Below are 23,358 nucleotides of genomic sequence, written 5' to 3'. Positions count from 1 at the left end.
CGACAGCCCTTGCCTGCAACTCACGCGCTCGCAAAATCCCCGCTTCAGACCTACGCCAAAAGACAGTGTGAGATATCCGGGCTAGGCCGGCGGTTCAAAACGCAATAACTCGGAACTCGATTACATAAGCCTGAGATAATATAGCGAGATTATGGCCGAACTCCGGCCATCGCCCAAGGCTCTCACATCGCGCCGGATTCCTCCTCGAACCCGTCGTCGCCACCTTCGGAGCCGCCATTCTCAAGGAATTTCTCGGCGATCAGCCCGGCATTCTGTCTGAGCGCCAATTCGATCTCGCGCGCGGTGTCGGGATTGTCGCGCAGGAACAGCTTGGCATTCTCGCGGCCCTGGCCGAGACGCTGCGAATTGTAGGAGAACCAGGCGCCCGACTTCTCGACCACGCCGGCCTTGACGCCGAGATCGACCAGTTCACCGGTCTTGGACACGCCTTCTCCATACATGATGTCGAACTCGACCACCTTGAAGGGCGGCGCCAGCTTGTTCTTGACCACCTTGACGCGGGTCTGGTTGCCGACGACCTCGTCGCGGTCCTTGACCGAGCCGATGCGGCGAATGTCGAGGCGCACCGAAGCGTAGAATTTCAGCGCGTTGCCGCCGGTCGTGGTCTCGGGCGAACCGAACATGACGCCGATCTTCATGCGTATCTGGTTGATGAAGATGACCATGGTGTTGGAACGCGAGATCGAAGCGGTCAGCTTGCGCAGCGCCTGGCTCATCAGGCGGGCCTGCAGGCCGGGCAGCGAATCGCCCATCTCGCCTTCGATTTCGGCGCGTGGCGTCAGCGCCGCCACCGAATCGACCACCAGCACGTCGATGGCGCCGGAGCGCACCAGCGTGTCGCAGATTTCCAGCGCCTGCTCACCGGTGTCGGGCTGCGAGATCAGGAGGTTCTCCAGATCGACGCCAAGCTTGCGGGCATAGACCGGATCGAGCGCGTGCTCGGCATCGACGAAGGCGCAGATACCGCCCTTCTTCTGGGCTTCGGCCACGGTGTGCAGCGCCAGCGTCGTCTTGCCCGAGCTTTCCGGCCCATAGATCTCGACGATGCGGCCGCGCGGCAGGCCACCGACGCCAAGCGCGATGTCGAGGCCAAGCGAGCCGGTCGGCACCGTTTCGATCTCGACGACCTGCTCGTTCGCGCCGAGCCGCATGATCGAGCCTTTGCCGAAAGCCCGCTCGATTTGCGACAGCGCCGCATCCAGAGCCTTTGATTTGTCCACCGCTTTGTCCTCTACCAGCCGCAAAGAATTCTGAGCCATGATACATCACCCCTTGGTCGTCAATGAAGGCCGGACAATCCGTAATCCCTGCCAATTTGTACCTTTTTTGTTCTCGTTTGGCAAGAGGGGTCAAATATCTGAAAAACAATCAATATCCAGATTTGTTCTTTTTTTGTCTCACGATTTAGCTTCACGACGTCTAACGCATTGGGGCCAGGCGGCTCGATTGTTTCGATCCGCCGAATCGCTACCTTTGCATGCGAAGCGCCGTCACGCAGTCTAGCGCTTGTGCGACCGGAATAACAAAGGTGATATCGCCGGCATGCTGAAATCCACGAAAATACTGGCCGTAGGCGGCGCCCATATCGATCGGCGCGGCCAGGTATCAGGTCCCTACGTGCCGGCTGCTTCCAATCCCGGCACGATGCGCGAGGATGTCGGCGGCGGCGTTTTCAACGCGCTGCGCAGCGCAGTTCGCCGTGGCGTGTCCGCGTCGCTGCTGTCGGTGCGCGGCGGCGATGCCGCTGCCGATGCCGTTTCACGAGCCATCGCCGAGGCAGGCATTACCGACCTGTCCGCGGTGTTCCTCGACCGCACCACGCCGAGCTATACGGCGCTGATCGACAACGAGGGCGAACTGATCGTCGGCTTCGCCGACATGGCGCTCTATGACCTAGCGTTCCCCAAGCAGATCAGGCGCTCCAGGGTCCGGGAGGTGATCGCTGCCGCCGACGCCGTCTTCTGCGACGCCAATCTGCCGACGGCGGCACTGGAGCGGCTGGTTTCGCTTGCGGCCGGCAAACCCGTCTTCGCCATTGCCATTTCGCCGGCCAAGATCGTGCGTTTGAAGCCGGTGCTCGGCAATCTGGCCGTCGTCTTCATGAACCGGCGCGAAGCGACCGCACTGGCGGACCTGGACGTGGCAACTTCCCCGCAAGACATCGTCGCCGGGCTGAGACGCGCGGGGCTCAGGAGCGGCGTGGTGACGGCGGGCGGCAGTGCCATGCTGGGCTTCGATGACGCCGGCGCCTTCTCGATCCTGCCGCCGCCGCCAAGGAGGATAGCCGACGTCACCGGCGCAGGCGATGCGCTGGCCGGCGCAACGGTCGCTGCCTTGCTGCACGGCCTGCCGCTGCGGGTGGCCCTGCGCGAGGGCATTGCCGCGGCGACGCTTGCCATCGAAAGCCCGGACGCCGTTCCGGATTTCACCGCGGCGACCTTCGCGGAGGCACTGGCCCTTGTGCCGGATGCGCAGGAAGTGGCATGAGACCGGCAAATTCATAGTGCCGGAGTTTTTCGCGCGCCCAAGTGGACGCGACGCACTCCGGGATGGAGATCCAGATGACCCCAGAGACCGCCCGCCCCTTCATCGACATCCACGCGCCGGTGGCGCAGGCCCTGGCCGCCGGCCGGCCGGTGGTGGCGCTGGAAAGCACCATCATCACCCATGGCATGCCCTACCCCGACAATGGCGCCATGGCCGCGGATGTCGAAAAGATCATCACCGACGGCGGCGCCGTGCCGGCGACGATCGCCGTGGTCGGCGGCCGCATCAAGATCGGGCTCTCGGACGGCGAACGCGAATCGCTGGCGATGACGGGCGACGCCATGAAGCTGTCGCGCGCCGATCTCGGCTTCGCCGTGGCGCAAGGGCGCACCGGCGGCACCACGGTCGCCGCCACCATGATCGCGGCGCATATGGTCGGCATAAAAGTGTTCGCCACCGGCGGTATCGGCGGCGTCCACAAGGGTGCGGAAAAGAGCTTCGACATTTCCGCTGATCTCGACGAGTTGGCGCGCACACCGGTCATCGTCGTGTCGGCGGGCGCCAAGGCCATCCTCGACATCGAAAAGACGCTGGAAGTGCTGGAAACGCGCGGCGTGCCGGTGATCGGCCATGGCTGCGAGACGATGCCAGCCTTCTGGTCCAGGCATTCGCCGTTCCGCGCGCCGCTGACCCTGCACAGTCCGGAAGAGATCGCGCATTTCTACCAGACTCGGGCTTCGCTGGGCCTCGCCGGCGGCGTGCTGATCGCCAATCCGGTGCCCGAGAACCACGAAATCCCGGCCGAAGAGATGGCCGGTTACATCGAAGCCGCGCAGAAGGCCGCAGAGGCGCTCAACGTGACCGGCAAGGCGGTGACGCCGTTCCTGCTGTCGAAAATCCTCGAACTGACCGACGGCAGGAGCCTGAAGACCAACATCGCGCTTGTGGAAAACAACGCAAGGCTGGCGGCGAGGATCGCGAAGGCGCTTTAGGGAGTGCCGCCAACGTCGGCGGGACAGCACCCCCCTCTGGCCTGCCGGCCATCTCCCCCGCAAGTGGGGAGATCGGATGTCGCATCGGCTTTCGCCAATCACCAGCGTTGACGAGTGTGAGCCGGCGGTTGAGCTGCCAATCTCCCTCCTTGCGGGGGAGATGGCCGGCAGGCCAGAGGGGGGTTCTGTCCCTCGGCGTTTCCAACCCTGCACAGCCGCAACGTCCGAAAATCGTCTCACTTCCCCGCCCTTCGTCCCGCCTCATACGCCCGCCCTGCCCAGACCGTCATCTCGTCGGGATCATCGAAAGCGCTGTCGGGAACGCTCCAATAGGGCATGGAGACTAGCTTGCCGTGGCGGGAGCCGGTGTAGGTCCATCGCCGGCAACCGGCGGCTTCGAAGTCGGGCGCGCTTTGCTCGTCGGCCTTCAGCAACAATTCGCCGCGCAGCACCACGGCGACGATGACGCCGTCGAAATAGATGCCCTTGCCGCCGAACAGTTTGCGGATGCTAACCGGGCCGAGGCCTTCGAACAGTTCGGCGATGCGTTCATTGTCCATGCCGCGATCATGTCACCGGCATTTGACATTGTCATCGCGCAACCAAAATCATGCTGACAGGTTGAGAACATTCCGTCGGAGTCTTTTTGTCATGCCGCTTCTGCTCAAGGGATCCTGCCGCTGCAATGCCGTGCGTTTCGAGGTGGAGAGCCACACGCCGGTGCCGTTCATGCTGTGCTACTGCTCGATCTGCCGCAAGCAGCAAGGCGGCGGCGGTTTTGCCATCAATCTCGGCGCCGACTACGAAACGCTGAACATCAGGGGCAAGAGAAGTCTCGGCGTCTACCGGGCCGAGATCGAAGACGACGAGCACCCGCGGTGCGAGATATCGACCGGCGAACGCAATTTCTGCAAGAAGTGCGGGTCGGCGCTGTGGCTCTACGATCCGACCTGGCCGGAACTGGTGCATCCCTTTGCCTCGGCTGTCGACAGCGATCTGCCGAAGCCGCCCAGCAAGGTGCATTTGATGCTGAAATACAAGGCGAACTGGGTCGAGCCCGATATCGCCAAGGGCGACAAGGCGTTCGACGTCTACCCCGAGGAATCGATCGCCGACTGGCACAAGCGGACGGGCATGTGGGTAGAGTGATTGTCTTCGGCCCGTTTACGGGGAGGCGAGGAATGGTCCGCGAAGCGGATGAAAAGCCAATTGCTTGGGCGGAGCAAACTGCGGATAGGGCAGCGCTGCCCCTCATCCGACCCTTCGGGCCACCTTCTCCCCGTAAACGGGGCGAAGGAAGATCAGGCCGAGGCGCGTGCCTCTGCCAGCGCCTTCAGATCGGCCGGCTTCAATTCGACGGACTCGCCGCAGCCGCAGGCCGAGCTCTGGTTCGGGTTGTGGAAGGTGAAGCCGGTGCGCAGCGTCGTCTGCTCGAAATCCATCTCGGTGCCGAACAGGAAAAGCGCAGCCTCGGGCGCCACATAGACATGGGCGCCGTCGCGCTCGATATGGTCGTCCTTGGTGTTGGGTTCGGTCACCAGATCGACCGTGTATTCCATGCCGGCGCAGCCGCCCTTCTTGATGCCGAGGCGGATGCCATGCGCGTTGTCGCGGGTGGCAACGATCTCGCGCACCCGGTCGGCGGCCTTTTCGGTCATCGTGATGACGGCAAAGCGTCCCATTCTTTTTCCTTCTCCATTCCGTACAGGTTCAAGGCCTGCCGAACGATTCTCACCTAAAATGGTGAAGTTTTATGACTGGCGCAAGTGCGCTACCTTTGCCGTGCCCGACGACTAATACCAGCCTACCGCGACCTGCGCCTCTTCCGACATGCGATCGGGCGACCAGGGCGGGTCGAAGGTCATGGCGACCTCGACACCCGAAACGCCCTCGACGGCGCCGACGGCGTTTTCCACCCAGCCGGGCATTTCGCCGGCGACCGGGCAGCCGGGGGCTGTCAGCGTCATGTCGATCTTGACCGAGCGATCGTCCTCGATGTCGATCTTGTAGATGAGGCCAAGCTCGTAGATATCGGCCGGGATTTCCGGGTCGTAGACGGTCTTCAGCGCCGAGACGATGTCGTCGGTCAGCCGCGCAAGTTCGTCGGCGGGAATCGCCGAGGCCGAAACCAGCGGGTTGATGGCCGCTTCCGGTGCGGTCTCGGTGGTGTGGCTCACATCATCCATGGTCGTTACCCAAAAAAATCTTCACCCGAAGAACTTGCGCGCTTTTTCAAGCGCCTCGGCCAAAGCATCGACTTCGGCCCTGGTATTATACATGCCGAACGATGCCCTGCATGTGGAGGTTACACCAAAACGTTTCAACAGCGGCTGGGCGCAATGGGTGCCGGCGCGGACGGCAACGCCTTGCCTGTCTATCACCATCGACACGTCATGGGCGTGAATGCCTTGCAGCTCGAACGAGATGATGGCGCCCTTACCGGGTGCGTCGCCGAAGATGCGCAGCGAGTTGATGGCGCGCAGCCGCTCATGCGCATAGTTCTTGAGGTCGGCCTCATGGGCCGCGATGCGGTCCCGGCCGATCTTTTCCATATAGTCGAGCGCGGCACCTAGTCCGATCGCCTGGACGATCGGCGGCGTGCCGGCCTCGAAGCGGTGCGGCGGCTCGTTGTAGGTGACGATGTCTTCCGTCACCTCCTCGATCATCTCGCCACCGCCCATGAAGGGGCGCATGCCCTGGAGAATGTCCTTCTTGCCGTAGAGCACGCCGATGCCCGAGGGGCCGTACACCTTGTGACCGGTGAAAACGAAGAAATCGCAGTCGAGATCCTGCACGTCGACAGGCATATGCACCGCACTCTGGCTGCCGTCTACGAGTACGGGAATTCCACGCGAATGCGCGATGCGGACGATCTCCTTGATCGGCGTCACCGTGCCCAGCGCATTCGACATCTGGGTGATGGCGACAAGCTTTGTCCGGTCTGTCAGCCGCTTCTCGAATTCGTCGATGTGGAAGACGCCGAGATCGTCGACCGGTGCCCAGACCAGCTTGGCGCCCTGCCGCTCGCGGATGAAGTGCCACGGTACGATGTTGGAGTGGTGCTCCATGATCGACAGCACGATCTCGTCGCCCTCGCCGATGTTGGGCATGCCATAGCCATAGGCGACCGTGTTGATCGCCGAGGTCGTGTTCGAGGTGAAGACGATGTTGTCGGTGCTCGGCGCGTTGAGGAAGCGGCGCACCGTCTCGCGCGCCTTTTCATACGCATCGGTCGCCGCATTGGAGAGGAAATGCAGGCCGCGATGGACGTTGGCGTATTCCTGGGAATAGGCGTGCTGGATCGTATCCAGCACCACCCGCGGCTTCTGTGCCGAGGCGCCATTGTCGAGATAGACCAGCGGCTTGCCATAGACTTCCCGCGACAGGATCGGGAAATCGCGGCGGATCGCTTCGACGTCGTAGGGAATGTTTTCGAGTTTCTGGTCCATCACAAAGTCCTTGCCGGCCGAGGCCGCGATCCTTCCAACGGCGCTAGCCGTGCGTCAAAAACCAGCGGTCGAGCCGCGTTTCGAGCGCCTCGACGATCGCCTCGTCGTCCAGTTCCTCGATCACCTCGGCGACAAAGGCTTTCACGAGCAACCCCCGCGCGGTCTTCTCATCGACGCCACGTGCCATCAGGTAGAACAAATGGTCGTGGTCGATCTCGGTGACGGTCGCGCCATGGCCGCAGATGACATCGTCGGCGAAGATTTCCAGCTCGGGCTTGGTCGAGAACTCGCCGTCGTCCGACAGCAGCAGCGTGTTGCAAGCCATCTTGGCATTGGTCTTCTGCGCGTATTGGTGGACGTTGATGCGGCCCTGGAAGACGCCGCGCGCCTTGCCCGTCACCACATTGCGGATCACTTCCGTCGAGGCCGTGTGCGGCACGGCATGGTCGAGAACCATGGTCACGTCAGTGTGGGTGTCGCCGGCCAAAAGGTTGATGCCGCGCAGTTTGAAGTCGGCGCCTTCGCCAGTCGTCCTGACCATGATCTCCTGACGCACAAGCTTGCCGCCGGCGTTCATGACGAACAGCGTCAGCTTGGCATTCTTGCCGATATGGGCCTTGAACTGCGCCAGATGCGTCGCCGTTTCCGGCTGTTCCTGGACGATCAGCCACGTCACCTCAGCACCTTCGCCCAGCACGAGCTGGCTGACCGAGCTGACCAGCGCGGCGCCATCGCCCGCCTGACGCTCGACGATGACTGCCTTGGCACCAGCGCCGACACGCACCGGCAGGCGCACATGGGTCTGGCCGCCGGCTTGCAAGTTCTGCAGTTCGATCGGCTTTTCAAGCTCCGTGCCATCGGCGATATCGACGAAATAACCGTCGGCGACAAAGGCCGTGTTCAGCGCGCCGATGGCATCGTCGCTGCCATAGGGATCGAGCCCCGGCGCGATGCTGCCGTCGATCAGCTTTTCCGACAGAGGCTGGAAGGCGACGCCTTCGACCGCCGGCACCTTGGCGTCGGACTTACCGTTCAGGATCGACACCACAGTGGACCCATCGACGATCGGTGCAATGGCCTTGGCCATGGCGGACGGGTCGAAGTCCGGCACCGCGTTCAACAGCCGGCGCAGGTCGGTGTAATGCCAGGATTCGACACGCCGCGTCGGCAGGCCGTGCTTGATCGCCTCGATGGCGTTGTCGCGCTTCAGCATCACCGCGCCGTCGCCCGGCAGCAGCGACAGCCGGTCGCCGAACGCGTCGATCAACGCTGTTTCGGCCGGTGTCCGCTGCGGTTGTGTGTGGATATTCATCAGTCTTGCCCCGCCTTTTGGCACAAAATGGCCTGGCATCTCACGCGGCTTGCCCGATCACGCCGGCATAGCCGTTGGCTTCGAGGTCGAGCGCCAGCGACTTGTCGCCCGACTTGATGACCTGGCCCTTGTAGAGCACGTGCACGCTGTCGGGCACGATGTGTTCGAGCAGGCGCTGGTAATGGGTGATGACCAGGAACGCCCGGTCTGGCGCGCGCAGCGCGTTGACGCCATCGGAAACGATCTTCAGCGCATCGATGTCGAGGCCGGAATCGGTTTCGTCGAGCACGCACAGCTTCGGCTCCAGCAGCTTCATCTGCAGGATCTCGGCGCGCTTCTTCTCGCCGCCGGAGAAGCCGACATTGAGCGGCCGCTTCAGCATCGCCATGTCCATGCTGAGCGAGGCGGCGGCTTCCTTCACCCGCTTCAGGAATTCCGGGATCTTGAGCGGCTCCTCGCCACGCGCCTTGCGCTGCTCGTTCATCGCCACTTTCAGGAATTCCATGGTCGCGACGCCCGGTATCTCCATCGGGTACTGGAAGGCGAGGAAAATGCCCGACGTGGCGCGCTCGGCCGGATCCATTTCCAGGATCGACTGGCCGTTGTAGAGGATGTCGCCTTCGGTGACCTCGTAGTCCTCGCGGCCGGCGAGGATGTAGGACAGCGTCGATTTGCCCGAGCCGTTCGGTCCCATGATGGCAGCAACCTCGCCCGCTTTCACCGTCAGGTTCAAGCCGCGGATAATTTCGGTGCCGTCATCGACGATGCGGGCGTGCAGGTTTCTGATTTCAAGCATTCTTTTGTTTCCTGAATATCTGTCCGGTCAACCGACCGAGCCCTCGAGCGAAATTCCGATCAGCTTCTGCGCCTCGACGGCGAATTCCATCGGCAGCTGCTGGATGACGTCCTTGACGAAGCCGTTGACGATCAGGGCGATCGCCTCTTCCTCCGGAATGCCGCGCTGCATGACGTAGAATTTCTGGTCCTCGGAAATCTTCGAGGTCGTCGCTTCATGCTCGAACTGCGCCGTCGAGTTCTTGGCTTCCATGTAGGGCACGGTGTGCGCGCCGCACTGGTCGCCGATCAGCAGCGAGTCACAGTTGGTGAAATTGCGGGCGTTGGTCGCCTTGCGGTGCGCCGAAACCTGGCCGCGATAGGTGTTCTGCGAGAAGCCGGCGGCGATGCCCTTAGAGATGATGCGGCTCGACGTGTTCTTGCCGAGATGGATCATCTTGGTACCGCTATCGACCTGCTGGTAGCCGTTGGAGACGGCGATCGAATAAAATTCGCCCGAGGAATCGTCGCCGCGCAGGATGCAGCTCGGATATTTCCAGGTGATCGCCGAACCGGTCTCGACCTGCGTCCACGAGATCTTCGAACGATGGCCACGGCAGTCGCCACGCTTGGTGACGAAATTGTAGATGCCGCCCTTGCCCTCGGCGTCGCCGGGATACCAGTTCTGCACCGTCGAATATTTGATCTCGGCATCGTCGAGCGCCACAAGTTCGACCACCGCCGCATGCAGCTGGTTCTCGTCGCGCTGCGGCGCCGTGCAACCTTCGAGATAGGAGACGTAAGCCCCCTCCTCGGCGATGATCAGCGTGCGCTCGAACTGGCCGGTGTTCTTCTCGTTCATGCGGAAATAGGTCGACAGTTCCATCGGGCAGCGTACGCCCTTGGGCACGAAGACGAACGAACCGTCGGTGAACACGGCGGAATTCAGCGTGGCGTAATAATTGTCGGAGGTCGGCACGACCGAACCGAGATACTTCTTCACCAGCTCCGGATGCTCGCGGATGGCTTCCGAGATCGAACAGAAGATGACGCCGGCCTGCGCCAGCTCCTTCTTGAACGTGGTGACGACGGAGACGGAATCGAACACGGCGTCGACGGCGACGCGGCCCGATTTGTAGACATTGTCGCTGGCTTCCTCGAGCTCGGAGGCGTCCGTCTTCTGCACGCCGGCGAGAATTTCCTGTTCCCGCAGCGGAATGCCGAGCTTCTCGTAGACCTTCAGCAGTTCAGGATCGACGTCGCTGAGCGAGGTCGGGCCGGGCGTGCTCTTTGGCGCCGCGTAGAAGTAGATGTCCTGGAAATCGATCTTCGGATAGTGGACGCGCGCCCAGGTCGGCTCGTCCAGCGTCAGCCAACGGCGATACGCTTCCAGACGCCATTCCAGCATCCAGGACGGCTCGTCCTTCTTGGCCGAAATGAAGCGGATGATGTCTTCGCTCAGGCCCTTGGGGGCCTTGTCCATCGCTATTTCGGTCTGGAATCCGTATTTGTATTGGTCGACGTCGATCTTTCGGACCCGATCGATCGTGTCCTGCACAGCAGGCATAGGCGTTCTCCATCCACGCCGGGGTCAAGGCCCGACAGTTTTCAAACTATGGCACTGCCAATCAACGCCGAAAAAGCGCTTGCGGCAGCGTAAGTTTCATATAGTGCGCCCCGACCGGAAATTCACCCGGCCAGCATGAAACGCACGGCTCTACCAGGCCGAAAGGCCCAAAATTGTCCAACCGCTCACGCGGCCTGGTCTCTATCCGCCTTTTGCCTAGCGGCTTGCCGCGCGGCGATCCCCGCCAGCGCGGTGCGGAACAGCTCGATATCCTCAGCGCCCGTCGCCGGACCGATCGACACGCGCAAGGCGCCAAGACTGTCGCCGTATCCCATGGCCTTCAGCACATGGCTCGGTCCGACCTTGCCCGACGAACAGGCGGAACCGGCCGACAGCGCCACACCGGCCAGATCGAAGGCGATCTGAGCGGTCTCGGCTTTGACGCCCGCAATAGCGAAGAATGTCGTATTGGCAAGCCTTGGCGCACCCGTTCCGAAGATTTCCGCGTCCGGCACCAACATTTTCACCATGGCCTCGATCTCGTCGCGGCGCTGCCGCACCGCATCCATGGCCGGCAGCCCGGCCAGACCCTCGCGTGCGGCCGCGCCAAAACCGGCAATGGCGGCGAGGTTTTCGGTGCCGCCACGGTGGCCCTTTTCCTGGCCGCCGCCATTGATCAGCGGCTGCGGCATCATCAGATCGGAGGCGGCGACGATGGCGCCGACGCCCTTGGGGCCGCCGACCTTGTGCGAGGACAGTATCAGATAATCGGCGTAACCCGCTGACATGTCCATCGAAACGCGCCCCGCTGCCTGAACGGCGTCGACGACGAGGATGCCGCCCGCTTCCTTGACGATCCCGGCGATGCGATCGATCGGCTGGATGACCCCGGTCTCGTTGTTGGCGGCATGGATGGCAACCAGCGGCAGGCCATCGGCCTTGTCATGCTCGGCAAGCACAACGGCCAAGGCCGCAAGATCGGCGATGCCGTTGGCATCGACGCCGATCCGTGTCACCTGCGCTGCCGGGAAGCGTCCGCCATTCAACAGGCAGGGGTGATCGGCCTCGGACACGTAAAGCCGGCTCATGCGCACAGGGCCGCGTCCCATCCGCCAGTCTGATGTCAGCAGCGTCGAGGCGGCTTCCGTCGCGCCGGAGGTGAACACGACATGCTCTGGCTTGGCGTTGACCAGTGCTGCCACGTCACGCCTTGCGGTCTCGATCAGGCGGCGTGCGGCACGCCCTTCGGCATGGACCGACGACGGGTTGGCGACGACATCAAGCGCCGCGACCATAGCCTCGCGGGCCACTGCAAGCAGCGGCGCACTGGCATTGTAGTCGAGATAGGCTCGATTTGCGGCCATTTTCGTCCAGTTGGTCCCGTCAGAAGCCATTCCGCCGACGTATCGCGTTATTTCCTTGAAATTCCAAGGCGAGGCGTCCTATTTACGCGGCTTGCGGCGCGGGTGGCCCGGCTCGATGTCTTGCCACTCAGTTTTGAACAATTCTAAACTAGCTTCTAAGAAGACGCTCGCCCTGCGTCAAGGCCAGAGGAAGACTTGTTCCGGGCGCCGCGCATTCGTATGCAAGTGGAGTATTTTATGCCTGAGGTCATTTTCACCGGCCCTGCCGGCCGTCTGGAGGGGCGCTACCAGCCTTCCAAGGAAAAGAGCGCGCCGATCGCCATCGTTCTGCACCCGCACCCCCAGTTCGGCGGCACGATGAACAACAAGATCGTCTACGACCTCTTCTACATGTTCCAGAAGCGGGATTTCACCACGCTTCGCTTCAATTTCCGCGGCATCGGTCGCAGCCAGGGCGAGTTCGATCACGGCACTGGTGAGTTGTCGGATGCCGCCGCGGCGCTGGATTGGGTGCAGTCGCTGCATCCGGATTCCAAGAGTTGCTGGGTCGCCGGTTACTCCTTCGGCTCCTGGATCGGCATGCAACTCCTGATGCGCCGGCCGGAGATCGAAGGCTTCATCTCGATCGCGCCGCAGCCCAACACCTATGATTTCTCGTTCCTGGCGCCCTGCCCTTCATCGGGCCTGATCATCCATGGCGATGCCGACAAGGTGGCGCCGCCGAAAGATGTGCAAGGCCTGGTCGACAAGTTGCACACGCAAAAAGGCATCACCATCACGCAGAAGACCTTGCCCGGCGCCAACCATTTCTTCTCCAACGACGCCGACCTGTTGCTCGAGGAATGCGCTGATTATCTCGACCGCCGGCTTGCCGGTGAATTGTCGGATCCGCGGCCGAAGCGGCTGCGTTAAGCAAAGGAAGGGCGGCGGCGGTGTACGAGCCTCCTCATTTCAGGGAAACGCGGCCGGACATCCTGCACGGGCTGATCCGGGCGCACCCGCTCGGGCTGTTGATTTCCAACGGACCCGAGGGCCCGGTCGCCAACGCCATCCCGTTCCTGCTCGACGCCGACGTCGGGCCGAACGGCCGGCTGCGGGCGCATCTGGCGCGGGCCAACCCGCAATGGCGCCTGTTGGCCGACAATCCGGCTTCACCAGTGCTGGTCGTCTTCCAGGGCAGCGATGCCTATGTGACGCCGTCCTGGTACGAGACCAAGCGCGAAACCGGCAAGGTGGTGCCGACCTGGAATTATGCCATCGTACAGGTGCGCGGCACCGTCACGGTGATGGACGACCAGAACTGGCTGGCGCGGCAGATCGCCGATCTGACCGTGTCCCAGGAAGGCGCTCGCGAGGCACCCTGGGCGGTGACCGATGCGCCGGCGCCCTTCATCCAGTCGCAGATCAAGGGCATTATCGGGCTGGAGATCGAGATCAGCGAAGTCCACGGCAAGTGGAAGGTCAGCCAGAACCGGCCTGTCGCCGATCGCGTCGGCGTTGCCCAAGGGCTCGAAAGCGAAGAGAACTCGTCGCTTGACATGGCTGGCATGGTGAGATCTTACGGCGGTCTGGACGGGAATTAAGCTTCGGGCCAAACCGGACGCTCAGGTCTTCCGGCTCGGTCTGATCAGCCAAAACGTCTTTTTGCGGACCGGCAATCCCGATGGCATCGGGCGAAAGATGAAGCCGAGCCGGGCAAAGACCAGCCCGCAGGCAATCGCGAAGGCGCAGCCAAGGCCGAAGCCGGCGACGGTATCGCTGGGATAATGCGCGCCGACGAAGACCCGCGTCGAGGCGATGCACGCCGTGATCGCCAAGGCGATGTACCAGCGCCTCGGAAACAAAAGCAGGGCCACCCCGAAAACGGCGCCCATGGTCGTGGCATGGCCGGACGGGAAGCCGGCAAAGCGCGCATCAAAAGCGAAGGGACGCAAGGCCAGCACACCAAAGTCGCCGAAATAGAGCGGGCGAGCCCGACCGATCGCGTATTTCAGCACATTGACGGCGAGGCCCGACAGGCCGGCGGCGCCCAGCACCAGAAAAGCCAGGCAGGTCCAGTTGTAGACGAGCATCAGCGAGCGCCTCGAGAGGCTTCGCCAGTCCGTCAGGTTCGCGGCGACGAGCAGAAGCGCCGACGGAATGAGATACCAGCCACCCAGGCCGAACTGCGTGAAAAAGTCGGCAAGCCCGGCAAATTTCGCCGACCACTGGCCGTGAAGCATTCCAGCCGGAGTGTCGAGGCGAACGAACGCCGCCGCCGTCAGCAGAACCCAGACCAGCACCCAGACCGACCATAAGATGTTCGGGTATCTGGCCGGACGGACGGCAAAGCGCCTTTTGGCGATCCGCATCGTATCGCGAAAATTGTCGAGGGACCGGCGACCTACCCCAAGGAGCAGACCGGAAACGGAAGGGCGCGATTTCACCAGCATTGGAAATTCGACCCTGTCATCGACCAGCGATCATTGGGCCACACGATAAAGGCCGAGCGACAGTTTGTCTCCCGACGAATAGTTGAGGCCATCGATCCGGGCAACGCGGCTCGCGGATTTGCCTTGTGCCGCCAGCAGGCCATTCAATTTCTGCTCATCGCCAACCTGTGCCAACGCCAGCGCGCAGGCAGGGTCGGCAAGCAGATGTTTGGCGACGCCATCGACATCGGTCAGCACGGTGTTGGTGCCCACCAAGAACACCAGGCTCGGCTCGTGATATTCCGCTGAGGCGAGCACCGTGGTCTCGCAGGGCCTGTTGGCACGGACCGCCGCTTCGATGGCCGGGCTCAGCCAGATCGGCTTCAGCGAAGGCGCGATGACGCCGAACAGCAAGCCATAGGTGATGCCCGCGCAGACCGCGATGGCGCCGATGCGGCGCAGCGGCACTTGCAGCTCCCTGGAAAAAGCGAAGTAGCCCGCCCCCAGTGCTGCCGCGGCCGCCGGAATGCTCCACCAGGAGAAGGTGCCAGTGAGGTAGATCGGCGCTCCGACGCAGACCGCAGCTAGGCCGAGGCTGACCACGACAAGACCGAATGCGGTCGACCACCACAACCAGTTTTGCCAGCGCTTGAGCGGCGCATTCGCATCCTGCGGCGACAATGTCAGCAGCCAGCCTATCAGCAGCGCCATGCCGGGATAGGCCGGCAGGACATAATGCGGCAGCTTGGTCGGGATCAGCTCGAACACCAGCCAGAACGGAATGTACCAGGCGAGGCAGAAACGCAGCCGGGGATCGTCGCGCAACCGGTTGAGGGCCTGGAGCCCGGCGCCGACCGCGATCAGGCCGAAGGGCCACATGAATAGCGAATAGGTCAGCATGTAGAAACCGGGCGGCAGGCCGTGCGATTCCTCACCCGAGGCGACCTTGGCCACCATGTCCTTGCCGACGGCATCCCTGAGAAAGGCGCCGCCGCTCTTCCAGGTGATGAGGACGGCCCAAGGCAGCACGATAAGGAGCACCAGAGCGACACCGCGCACGAGCTTCAGCTTCAAGATCCAGCGCCAGTCGCGCTCGAACGCAAACAAGGTGGCGACCGTCAGTACCGACAACAGCGGGGCCACGGGTCCTTTTATAAGGATTCCCAGCCCTTGAGCCGCCCAGAATATCCACGGCAGATGGGCGGCTACCGGTTCGTTTCGGCGCGACGCCAGATAGACTTGGGCGAGCGCGCCTTGGGCCGCCACGCAGCAGGCCAGCAGCATGGCGTCGGTCTTGGCGTCGCGGCCCTCGAAGGCGGTGGCGAAGATCGCCGCCATCATCAGGCCGGCGGCGAGACCTGCATTGGCTCCGAAGAGCTTCGTGCCCGTCCAGGCGATGCCGACGACGGCCAGGGCAATGCCAAGCATGGAGACGAGGCGGTAGACCCAGATCGGCGCCGCCGCCCCCTCGCCGCTCAGCGCCACGGCCGCCGATTGCAGCCAGTAGATGCCGATCGGCTTCTTGTAACGCGAGGCATCCTGAAAACGGATGTCGACATAGTCGGAGGTTTCGACCATCTGCTTGGTGGCCTGGACAAAACGGGATTCGTCGCGGTCGACGGGTGGAAGGCTCGCCAGCCCGCTGAAAGTCATCAGCACGCTGAACAGAAAGAGGAGAAGGTAATTCCTGTTCATCGCGGGAGCTTTCCGGATCTGATCTGCGGGATGGCCCCGTCGCGGCGCCTCAGGCCCTGCCCCTGCGCGGCGCCTCAATACGCCAGCCAAAAGAATGAGGCAAGAAGTGGGCTTGGCCATCCGCACGGGCCGCAAAACCGGAAACCACTTTTGCTAACCGCGCTTGGGTGCTAAACGCCCGCGTTCATGCACACCCGAGCCGCGGCGGCCGGGCGCTTTCGGGAAAGAAACAATGTCCGCCTTCAAATCCGATTTCCTGCGCACGATGAGCGAGCGCGGTTTCATCCACCAGACCTCGGATGATGCCGGCCTCGACGCTATCTTCGCCAAGGAGACGGTGACGGCCTATATCGGCTTCGACGCGACCGCCAAAAGCCTGCACGCCGGCTCGCTGATCCAGATCATGATGCTGCACTGGCTGCAGCAGACCGGTCATCGGCCGATCGCGCTGATGGGCGGCGGCACCTCGATGATCGGCGACCCATCGTTCAAGGACGAGGCGCGCAAGCTGCTGACCCCACAGGACATCGACGACAACCTCGACGGCATCCGCCGCAACTTCATGCCGTATCTCAAATTCGGCGGCGACCCCAACGACGCCATCATGGTCAACAACGCCGACTGGCTGATGGAGATCAACTACGTCAATTTCCTGCGTGATGTCGGCCGTCACTTTTCCGTCAACCGCATGCTGGCCTTCGATTCCGTCAAGCTCCGGCTCGATCGCGAGCAGTCGCTGTCGTTCCTCGAATTCAACTACATGATCCTGCAGGCCTATGATTTCGTCGAGCTTTACAAGCGCCTTGGCTGCCGCCTGCAGATGGGCGGCTCCGACCAATGGGGCAACATCATCAACGGCATCGATCTCGGCCGCCGCATGGAGGACGCGCAGCTCTACGCGCTGACCACGCCGCTGCTCACCACCTCGTCAGGCGCCAAGATGGGCAAATCGGCATCGGGCGCGGTCTGGCTCGATGCGGAGATGCTGAGCCCCTATGAATTCTGGCAGTACTGGCGCAACACCGAGGATGCCGACGTTGCCCGCTTCCTGAAACTCTACACGACGCTGCCCCTGGACGAGATCGCGCGGTTTGAGCGGCTCGGCGGGTCCGAGATCAATGAGGCCAAGAAGATCCTCGCCACCGAGATCACCGCCTTGCTGCACGGTCGCGCAGCCGCCGAACAAGCCAGCGATACGGCGCGCAAGACGTTCGAGGAAGGCGCGCTCGCGCAATCGCTGCCGACCGTCGAGGTTGACAAGGCCGCACTCGAAGCCGGCGTCGGGGTCTTGTCGCTGCTGGTCACCGCGGGGCTGGCGGCGTCGAACGGCGAGGCGCGGCGGCACGTGCAAGGCGGTGCCGTGCGCCTGAACGACGAGCCGGTCAGCGACGAGCGCCGGCTGGTGACTTCAAGGGATTTGAGTCCGGAAAACGTCGTAAAGCTGTCTTTGGGAAAGAAAAAACACATTCTGGTGCGGCCGATTTGAGATCGCTCACCGGTACTCGAAGATCGACCTGAATATCCCGGGCGCGATCACCGACAGCGGATTGATGTCAAGCAGCGGCTTGTTGGCATTGCCCTTGAGCCGGTAGGTAACGCCGATCAGGCCACGGTCGCGGCCATTGCCGAGCAACGCACCAACGATGGGCAATTCGCCGAAGATGCGATTGAGGCCATAGACCGGCATGAATGTGCCGGTCATGTCCATGTTGTTGTTCTGGTCGTAGAGCGTGCCCTGGAACGTCGTGCCGATGCGCGGACCGCGCAGCACGCCATTGGCCAGTTTCAGATAGCCGCTGCCCTTGTCGATCTCGGCGTAACCGCGTTCGAACTTCACCCGCGACGTGTCCAGTTTGCCCTTGACCGCCTGATTGAGGCTGCGGCTGTCGCCGGCCGGCGTGGTCGAGACGATGGAGGCGAGCTTCGGTTCGTTGACCACGAAAAAGTTGCTGGTGTCGACCTTGCCCTTCAGCGCTCCGTCGCTCGGCCCCGCCAGCGCCAGGATGATCGTTCCGCCTTCCATATGCTCGTAGATGTTGAGGAACCTGAGGATAGCGCCGGCGTCGGCGGACTGCATGTTGAGCGCGCGCCGGCCGGCTCCAGTGGTGTTGCTGATGCTTATGGCGGCGCCCGAACTTGCCGTCGCGCTGACCTTCAGCCCGTTCACCCGCGAACCGGCCGCGCTGTAGTCGAGCTTCAAATTGGACAATTGCTCGTCGTGGAAACCGGTCAGCCGGTCGACATCGGCGCTGACGGAAATGGCGTCGGAACCGGTGGTCTTGGTCGCTGTGTCGACATCCGAGGTGAACTGCTTGATGAGCGAGCGGGCATCCAGCGCATTGCCTGATATGTCGACCGCATAGCCCTTGCCGGATCGCTTCACCGACACCGCGACGTCGTCGCCCCTGTTTAAGGTGACCTTGCTGAACCGCGCCGACGACAAGGCACCATTGATCAGCACGATGCTGCCGTCGACGGAGAAACTCTTTCCGTCGAGGTTGAAGTCGGACAGCGTCGTCGTATCGCCGGCCTTGGTCATGACGAATGTGACATTGGCGGGGACCCCAGCGCCCTTGCTCCAACCCGCCCAGGGGACGTCCAGCCTGGCATTGGTCAGATCGGCCGAGACGTTCTGGTTGCCGCTCCCATTCTTGTCGATCGCGACTTTCACCGTTCCGGCAAGCAGCGGCTTCAGACCGGGCATGGCGGCGGCGCGGACCTTGTCGTCGAGCACCATGGCTACCTTGCGGCTGCGCGCCGGCCCATCATCCCTGAGGGGCTCGATCAGATCGAGTTCGGCCGGTATGCCGTTCAGCGACGCCTTTGCGGAGATCACCGCCTTAACAGGGTCGACCGTGATCGAACCGTCGGCATCCGTCACGGTCTGCCCCTCGAAAGGCTTGGCCAACGACATGCCGGTGTAGTCGAGCGACACCAGCCAATCGAGCTTGGAACTGTCGACGCCGGACTGCAGCGGAATATCCGCCTTGACGTGGCCGGTGACGCTGCCCGACAGCTCTTCGGGCAGAATTCCGACATGGCGCATGGCGTTGATCGGCTCGTAGGATGCGAGTTCGGCAACAGCGGATGCGTCGCCGTCAACGTCGATGTCGAGCGCGCCGATGACCGGCGGGCGATTGGCCGCCTTGACCGTCAATGTACCGTTGCTGGCCGCCACGGTGCGACCGCTGGGCATATAGACGGTGCCCGAGGACAGGGAGACATCGACATCGTTGCCGTGGAAGCCGACGACGCCAACCGCGTCGCGTATCGGCGGAATGCGGCCGGCCGTGTCGAAGCGCGATCCCTCGATCTGGAAGCGGCCGAATATTTCGTCTGCGGACAGCGGCACGCCGTTGCCCAGCCGGCCCGGCACGACCTGGAACTGGAGGTTGGCGTCGACGACGCGGCCTCCGAACAGATTGGCGAGCACCCACAGCCTGGCGTTGCGCGCCGAAAACCACGGCCACAGCTGCTTGACGTGAGAGACCTGCATGTTGTGGATATTGATGGCAAGGTTGATCCCCGGCGCCTTGCCGTCGACGAACGCCACGGCAGCGGTGCCAAGCACTTCGCTGGAGGCAGCGGACCGAAGCGCGATCTGCTCGGCGACCAGCCTGTGGCTCACCGTGTTGTAGACACCGGCAATCCGGGCGAGGAAGGTCAGCGCTGGCTCAGGCGACTCCGAAGGCGCAAGCGACGAACCGTCGCTGGTCAGGTCATAGCGATAGGAAGGCTCCTCACCCGCCGCCCCGCTTGCCGGCTTCGGACCGATCGAACCGGCGAAATCGAATGTCGAGCGACCGGTCTTCAGCAGCAATCTGTCGACCTGGACCTTGTTGCTGCCGGAAACAAGCGTCGCATCGACATCGACGTCAGCGGGCAGCAACCCGCGCGTGCCTAGATCGAGAATGGAACCAGTCGACGACAAAAGAGCCGTCAGCCGCGATGCATTCGCCCCCGATCCTTCCGATCCCGTCAGCTTCAGCGCGACCGCGCCCAACTTCCCGGCAGCGGCCGCGGGGTCGCCGGCATCCGCCAGGTCGATGCTGGCATCCAGCGCCGTGACCCGGTGTGCCGCGATGTCGCGGGTGGCGGAAGCGGCAACGGTAACCGTCCTGCCGTTGACATCCGCCTTGGATGAAAACCGCATACCGCCCGGTCCCGATTGCACGACGGTGGCGTCGGTTATATTGAACAGCTTGATCGTTCCGGTTTCGGGCAGCACGAATTCGACATTGCGAAGATCAATCTGGCGCAGCGAATCTTCCCGCACGGCATCGAGCGCGCGGTTGACGTTTCCGAACACCGCATTGGACAGCTTCTCCGGATCGATGAGGCCGTCCGCATTGCGCAGGGCGGCGGTCCAGTCGCCGCCGGACGGCATCGCCGCCACGACAATGCGGGCATCGGAGATCCTGGCGCTGGTCAGCCGCACATCCCCCCACAGCAGCGGAACCAGGCGAACGCCGAAGCGCACGCGGCCGGCATCGGCCATCGGCTTGCCGTCGGCGGTCTTCAAGCTGACGTCGCTGACCTGGAGAGCTATGAAACTCGAACTGTCGAGAGTGATGCGCGCCGGCCCGACCGCGACATTGACATCGACGCCGGCCAGTTTCTCAAGAGCCGTTTCCGCCTCGATACGAAGCCGGTCGGCCCCGATGCCGGAGGCGCCAACCAGATAAACGAGCACAGCGGCCAGCAACACGAGAGCGACCAGACCGGCGAATGCCCTTGCCAGGATGCGAAAGCCGCGCCCGATCGACGCCTGACCAAGTGGCGGCACGCGGCAGGCGGACGGAAAAGCGGCCAGGTCGGTGATCTCATCACGCCTGAACCGGATCTTCTCGTGCTGCGGTTGCTCCTGATCCACGCAATTTTCCGTTGTACGAACTCGATCGTGGACGAATCCCCGCTCGACACTATATCGGTGTGGCTTCGCGCGTAACCTCAAACAAGGGCATCGGTATGGCTGACCTCGACGTAGGCGATCTTGCGCCGCAATTCGATCTGCCGCGCGACGGCGGCGGATCGCTCAGCCTTGCCGCATTCTCCGGCAAGCCCATTGTCCTCTATTTCTATCCGCAGGACGACACAACAAGCTGCACCCAAGAGGCGATCAGCTTTTCGCGGCTGAAGCCGGACTTCGAGAAGGCGGGCGCCGTGGTGATCGGCCTGTCGCCCGACACCGCCGGGAAGCACGACAAGTTCAAGTCGAAATACAATCTGACCATCGACCTTGCCGCCGACGAGGAGCGCAAGGTGATCGAGGCCTACCATCTGTGGGTCGAGAAATCGATGTATGGCCGCAAATACATGGGCGTCGAGCGCGCGACGTTCCTGATCGGACGCGACGGGCGGATCGCCAGGATCTGGCGCAAGGTCCGCGTCAAGGGCCACGCCGAGGAAGTGCTCGAAGCCGTTCGTGCGCTTTGAGGATTGCCGGCACGGCTGTTCGTGCCTTCCCTATGCTCGCCTGACGAGCGTCGCCGCAGAGCCGGTGCACCACAAGCCTTTGTTAACCTTAATAATGTGTAGTCAAGCTGTCGTGGTGTCGTAACCGAAAGCTTGGTCCCGTGAACGCAACCGGTCAGTCAGCAGTCTTCGGCAGGCGCAAGGAGCCCCATACGGTCATCATCGCCCGGGGCAACGAGATCAGGCACTTCACCATCCGACCCTGGCTCGCGGCCTTTATCGGCTCGGCGCTGGCCGCCATCGCCATCGGGTACCTCCTGGCGACCTCCTATCTCGTGCTGCGTGACGATTTGATCGGCGCCACCACGGCGCGGCAGGCACGCATGCAGCAAGCCTATGAAGATCGCATTTCGGCGCTTCGCGCCCAGGTCGACCGCATCACCAGCCGCCAGTTGCTCGACCAGCAATTGATGGAAACCAAGGTCAGCGAACTGCTGGAACGCCAGAGCCAGCTGAGCCAGCGCCACGGTCGCCTTGGTCCGCTGCTCGAACGCGCCGAGAACGAAGTTGGCGCCGCGCCGGCCGAGGATCCGGCAGCGGTTTCGAAGCCGGACAAACGCGCCGAAGTGACCGGTAGCATCAAGGAACCCGCGCGGAACTATGCGGTCGCCAGCCTTGGCGCCGACCTCGGCGCCGGCGACACCAGGCCGTTTTCGCTATGGTCGACCCGCTCCGATCCGCTGCCCAACGATTCAGCCGCGGATCGCGCCGACAAGCTCTTCATCTCGATCAACCAGTCGCTGAAATCCATCGAGAACGACCAACTGACCCGTATCAGCACGCTTGCCGACAACGCCTACAAGAGCGCCGACGCGATTACCCAGGCGCTTCAAGCAGCAGGACTGCCGGTCGACAGCGATTTCGGCAAGGGGGATAGCGATGTCGGCGGACCGCTGATCCCGCTCGACTCCTCGATGATGTTCGACAGCAAGGTCAAGGAGTTGGACGAGGCGCTTGACACGCTCGACCACCTCAAGAAGGAAGCGCGTCGGCTGCCGCTCACCAACCCGGCGCCGGGCCACTCCGTCACCAGCCCGTTCGGGGTGCGCACCGACCCCCTTCTCGGTACCGCGGCGCTCCATTCCGGCATGGATTTCAGGGCGCCGATCGGCATGGCCGCCAAGGTCACGGCTCCCGGTATCGTCACCAAGGCCGGCTGGAACGGCGGCTACGGCCGCATGATTGAAGTCGACCATGGCAATGGTTTTGCGACGCGCTACGGGCATCTCAGCGAGATCGACGTGACCGTTGGCGAGAAACTGGACGCCGGCGCCGTCATCGGCAAGACCGGCAGCAGCGGCCGCTCGACCGGCCCGCATCTGCATTATGAAGTCCGCCACAATGGCGAAGCGATCGATCCCTTGCGCTTCCTCACGGTCGGCAGGAAGGTCGCACAGTACCTCTGAAGAATGCAGGCCGGGAGTTGACCATCTCTGGCCGCTTCGCGAGCGGCTCGGTCGTTTCGCGCCCACCCCGACATCACGGGCCTGGTCAGTCTCCCGCCCTGAAGACCCGAAAAGCGACCGCCAGCCACGCGGCAGGGCAATCGCTTCAGGTTCCGAATTCGTCCCGTCATCCTTTTCCGAACGTTGGCGCCGCCCCTCACCTGCCTGCCGGCATCCTCTCCCCGTAAACGGGGCGAGGGACGCTGCCATCGATGGTTTCGCCAATTGTCAGTGTTCCAAGAAAGGCGCCGGCGCTGCGGCCAGCCTCTTTCTCCCCGTTCACGCAGGGCTGTCCGGGGAAAGTTTTGAGTGAATCGAAATGCCGCATGTGCATGCCCCGTAAAACGGGGTTTGTCCGTCTTCTCT

At 63.0% G+C, this 23,358-nt stretch carries 20 protein-coding genes; 8 read left to right on the top strand and 12 right to left on the bottom strand.

What is annotated here, in order from left to right; genetic code table 11:
• Positions 1–182 precede the first annotated feature (182 nt).
• Positions 183–1,280, bottom strand: a complete 1,098-nt coding sequence (recA, locus tag NKG99_RS32555) for a recombinase RecA (RefSeq protein ID WP_057145834.1) — start codon at positions 1,278–1,280, stop codon at positions 183–185.
• Between the two features lie 283 nt (positions 1,281–1,563).
• Between recA and NKG99_RS32550 the strand changes: the two genes are divergently transcribed.
• Both NKG99_RS32550 and NKG99_RS32545 read left to right on the top strand, forming a co-directional pair.
• On the top strand, positions 1,564–2,508 hold the full coding sequence (locus NKG99_RS32550) for a carbohydrate kinase family protein (RefSeq protein WP_352873410.1): 945 nt from the start codon (positions 1,564–1,566) through the stop codon (positions 2,506–2,508).
• Between the two features lie 74 nt (positions 2,509–2,582).
• A complete protein-coding gene (locus NKG99_RS32545) occupies positions 2,583–3,500 on the top strand; it encodes a pseudouridine-5'-phosphate glycosidase (protein WP_352873408.1) in 918 nt (305 codons plus the stop codon).
• 236 nt (positions 3,501–3,736) lie between these two features.
• Here NKG99_RS32545 and NKG99_RS32540 read toward each other — a convergent pair whose 3' ends face one another.
• Positions 3,737–4,060 (bottom strand): TfoX/Sxy family protein, encoded by a 324-nt coding sequence (locus NKG99_RS32540; RefSeq protein WP_352873407.1) that lies wholly within the window; start codon positions 4,058–4,060, stop codon positions 3,737–3,739.
• 91 nt (positions 4,061–4,151) lie between these two features.
• Between NKG99_RS32540 and NKG99_RS32535 the strand changes: the two genes are divergently transcribed.
• The gene (locus NKG99_RS32535) at positions 4,152–4,649 is read left to right on the top strand and encodes a GFA family protein (RefSeq protein WP_352873405.1); all 498 of its coding nucleotides are present in this window, start codon (positions 4,152–4,154) and stop codon (positions 4,647–4,649) included.
• A gap of 152 nt (positions 4,650–4,801) precedes the next feature.
• Here the strand turns inward: NKG99_RS32535 and sufA are convergent, their stop codons facing one another.
• From sufA to NKG99_RS32500, 7 genes are all read right to left on the bottom strand, one after another.
• The gene (gene sufA / locus NKG99_RS32530; RefSeq protein WP_013532156.1) at positions 4,802–5,182 is read right to left on the bottom strand and encodes a Fe-S cluster assembly scaffold SufA; all 381 of its coding nucleotides are present in this window, start codon (positions 5,180–5,182) and stop codon (positions 4,802–4,804) included.
• 111 nt (positions 5,183–5,293) lie between these two features.
• Positions 5,294–5,686: an SUF system Fe-S cluster assembly protein gene (locus tag NKG99_RS32525; RefSeq protein ID WP_352873403.1), complete on the bottom strand. Its 393-nt coding sequence runs from the start codon at positions 5,684–5,686 to the stop codon at positions 5,294–5,296.
• 21 nt (positions 5,687–5,707) lie between these two features.
• Complete coding sequence (locus NKG99_RS32520; protein ID WP_352873402.1) at positions 5,708–6,949, bottom strand: cysteine desulfurase; 1,242 nt, start codon at positions 6,947–6,949, stop codon at positions 5,708–5,710.
• Positions 6,950–6,992: 43 nt separating this feature from the next.
• On the bottom strand, positions 6,993–8,261 hold the full coding sequence (sufD, locus tag NKG99_RS32515) for a Fe-S cluster assembly protein SufD (protein ID WP_352873400.1): 1,269 nt from the start codon (positions 8,259–8,261) through the stop codon (positions 6,993–6,995).
• Between the two features lie 40 nt (positions 8,262–8,301).
• On the bottom strand, positions 8,302–9,057 hold the full coding sequence (gene sufC / locus NKG99_RS32510) for a Fe-S cluster assembly ATPase SufC (RefSeq protein WP_013895901.1): 756 nt from the start codon (positions 9,055–9,057) through the stop codon (positions 8,302–8,304).
• A gap of 27 nt (positions 9,058–9,084) precedes the next feature.
• Positions 9,085–10,602 (bottom strand): Fe-S cluster assembly protein SufB, encoded by a 1,518-nt coding sequence (sufB, locus tag NKG99_RS32505; RefSeq protein WP_352873399.1) that lies wholly within the window; start codon positions 10,600–10,602, stop codon positions 9,085–9,087.
• A 185-nt stretch (positions 10,603–10,787) separates the two neighbouring features.
• Positions 10,788–11,966, bottom strand: a complete 1,179-nt coding sequence (locus NKG99_RS32500; RefSeq protein ID WP_352873397.1) for a cysteine desulfurase family protein — start codon at positions 11,964–11,966, stop codon at positions 10,788–10,790.
• A 237-nt stretch (positions 11,967–12,203) separates the two neighbouring features.
• On the opposite strand from NKG99_RS32500, the gene NKG99_RS32495 reads away from it, so the two are divergent.
• Positions 12,204–12,878 (top strand): alpha/beta hydrolase, encoded by a 675-nt coding sequence (locus tag NKG99_RS32495; protein WP_013532163.1) that lies wholly within the window; start codon positions 12,204–12,206, stop codon positions 12,876–12,878.
• A 20-nt stretch (positions 12,879–12,898) separates the two neighbouring features.
• Entirely contained in the window at positions 12,899–13,549 is a 651-nt protein-coding gene (locus tag NKG99_RS32490; protein WP_352873394.1) for an FMN-binding negative transcriptional regulator, read from the top strand.
• A 21-nt stretch (positions 13,550–13,570) separates the two neighbouring features.
• Here NKG99_RS32490 and NKG99_RS32485 read toward each other — a convergent pair whose 3' ends face one another.
• Together NKG99_RS32485 and NKG99_RS32480 are read right to left on the bottom strand one after the other, a co-directional pair.
• Positions 13,571–14,398 carry a phosphatase PAP2 family protein gene (locus tag NKG99_RS32485; RefSeq protein ID WP_352873393.1) on the bottom strand — a complete coding sequence of 276 codons (828 nt, stop codon included), beginning with the start codon at positions 14,396–14,398 and terminating at the stop codon, positions 13,571–13,573.
• 30 nt (positions 14,399–14,428) lie between these two features.
• Positions 14,429–16,072 (bottom strand): ArnT family glycosyltransferase, encoded by a 1,644-nt coding sequence (locus tag NKG99_RS32480; protein ID WP_352873391.1) that lies wholly within the window; start codon positions 16,070–16,072, stop codon positions 14,429–14,431.
• Positions 16,073–16,304: 232 nt separating this feature from the next.
• Here NKG99_RS32480 and tyrS point away from each other — a divergent pair, with 232 nt between their 5' ends.
• On the top strand, positions 16,305–17,558 hold the full coding sequence (gene tyrS, locus NKG99_RS32475; RefSeq protein ID WP_352873390.1) for a tyrosine--tRNA ligase: 1,254 nt from the start codon (positions 16,305–16,307) through the stop codon (positions 17,556–17,558).
• A 6-nt stretch (positions 17,559–17,564) separates the two neighbouring features.
• Here the strand turns inward: tyrS and NKG99_RS32470 are convergent, their stop codons facing one another.
• Complete coding sequence (locus NKG99_RS32470) at positions 17,565–20,945, bottom strand: hypothetical protein (protein WP_352873388.1); 3,381 nt, start codon at positions 20,943–20,945, stop codon at positions 17,565–17,567.
• 95 nt (positions 20,946–21,040) lie between these two features.
• Here NKG99_RS32470 and NKG99_RS32465 point away from each other — a divergent pair, with 95 nt between their 5' ends.
• Entirely contained in the window at positions 21,041–21,508 is a 468-nt protein-coding gene (locus tag NKG99_RS32465; protein ID WP_352873386.1) for a peroxiredoxin, read from the top strand.
• 140 nt (positions 21,509–21,648) lie between these two features.
• The gene (locus tag NKG99_RS32460; RefSeq protein WP_352873384.1) at positions 21,649–22,953 is read left to right on the top strand and encodes a M23 family metallopeptidase; all 1,305 of its coding nucleotides are present in this window, start codon (positions 21,649–21,651) and stop codon (positions 22,951–22,953) included.
• Positions 22,954–23,358: the final 405 nt, after the last annotated feature.

It is taken from the genome of Mesorhizobium sp. M1409 (genome assembly GCF_040317535.1).
Classification (GTDB): Bacteria; Pseudomonadota; Alphaproteobacteria; order Rhizobiales; family Rhizobiaceae; genus Mesorhizobium.
This window is presented reverse-complemented; position numbering and strand designations above follow the sequence as displayed.

Excerpts from the sequence above, each read along its gene's own strand:
- sufB (WP_352873399.1), bottom strand. The coding sequence starts at position 10,602 with ATGCCTGCTGTGCAGGACACGATCGATCGGGTCCGAAAGATCGACGTC.
- NKG99_RS32485 (WP_352873393.1), bottom strand. The coding sequence starts at position 14,398 with ATGCTGGTGAAATCGCGCCCTTCCGTTTCCGGTCTGCTCCTTGGGGTA.
- NKG99_RS32540 (WP_352873407.1), bottom strand. The coding sequence starts at position 4,060 with ATGGACAATGAACGCATCGCCGAACTGTTCGAAGGCCTCGGCCCGGTT.
- NKG99_RS32525 (WP_352873403.1), bottom strand. The coding sequence starts at position 5,686 with ATGGATGATGTGAGCCACACCACCGAGACCGCACCGGAAGCGGCCATC.
- NKG99_RS32550 (WP_352873410.1), top strand. The coding sequence starts at position 1,564 with ATGCTGAAATCCACGAAAATACTGGCCGTAGGCGGCGCCCATATCGAT.
- NKG99_RS32545 (WP_352873408.1), top strand. The coding sequence starts at position 2,583 with ATGACCCCAGAGACCGCCCGCCCCTTCATCGACATCCACGCGCCGGTG.
- tyrS (WP_352873390.1), top strand. The coding sequence starts at position 16,305 with ATGTCCGCCTTCAAATCCGATTTCCTGCGCACGATGAGCGAGCGCGGT.
- NKG99_RS32520 (WP_352873402.1), bottom strand. The coding sequence starts at position 6,949 with ATGGACCAGAAACTCGAAAACATTCCCTACGACGTCGAAGCGATCCGC.
- recA (WP_057145834.1), bottom strand. The coding sequence starts at position 1,280 with ATGGCTCAGAATTCTTTGCGGCTGGTAGAGGACAAAGCGGTGGACAAA.
- sufD (WP_352873400.1), bottom strand. The coding sequence starts at position 8,261 with ATGAATATCCACACACAACCGCAGCGGACACCGGCCGAAACAGCGTTG.
- NKG99_RS32480 (WP_352873391.1), bottom strand. The coding sequence starts at position 16,072 with ATGAACAGGAATTACCTTCTCCTCTTTCTGTTCAGCGTGCTGATGACT.
- sufA (WP_013532156.1), bottom strand. The coding sequence starts at position 5,182 with ATGGGACGCTTTGCCGTCATCACGATGACCGAAAAGGCCGCCGACCGG.
- NKG99_RS32500 (WP_352873397.1), bottom strand. The coding sequence starts at position 11,966 with ATGGCCGCAAATCGAGCCTATCTCGACTACAATGCCAGTGCGCCGCTG.
- NKG99_RS32535 (WP_352873405.1), top strand. The coding sequence starts at position 4,152 with ATGCCGCTTCTGCTCAAGGGATCCTGCCGCTGCAATGCCGTGCGTTTC.
- sufC (WP_013895901.1), bottom strand. The coding sequence starts at position 9,057 with ATGCTTGAAATCAGAAACCTGCACGCCCGCATCGTCGATGACGGCACC.
- NKG99_RS32465 (WP_352873386.1), top strand. The coding sequence starts at position 21,041 with ATGGCTGACCTCGACGTAGGCGATCTTGCGCCGCAATTCGATCTGCCG.
- NKG99_RS32495 (WP_013532163.1), top strand. The coding sequence starts at position 12,204 with ATGCCTGAGGTCATTTTCACCGGCCCTGCCGGCCGTCTGGAGGGGCGC.